This is a genomic window from Pseudomonas sp. PME37.24/006 (genome assembly GCF_055556635.1).
In genome coordinates, this window is the sequence record NZ_JBVHNL010000030.1 from 1 (window position 1) to 309 (window position 309).

A 309-nucleotide genomic window follows, 5' to 3' on the forward strand; every position below is an offset into this window, starting at 1 on the left:
GCGCCCGAGACCCGCGACGACGACTCGGGCGTGAAGCAGACCGCGCCGATCGCGACCACGAGCAGCAGGACGATCGGCGCGAACACCGCGAGCACCGGTTCGGGCGCGACGGCGGTGGCGATCCCGGCGAACAGAGCGCCGAGCGCGAGGCCGCCGATCGGCGCCGTGCCGGCGATCTGCGTGAGACGCCCGCGAGCGTGCGGGGGCACGGTCTCCGACACCATGGCCGTGAAGGTGCTGGTGGCCGCACCCGTCGCGACCCCCTGCACCGCGCGGGAGACGATCACCCACTCGGGCGACGTCGCCCAG

General features: G+C 75.1%; 1 protein-coding gene. It reads right to left on the reverse strand.

Features of this window, described 5'->3' with window-relative positions; all coding sequences use genetic code 11:
• On the reverse strand, window positions 1-309 hold a 309-nt coding region (locus ACZ3GY_RS23725; protein WP_465912181.1), incomplete at both ends, for an MFS transporter.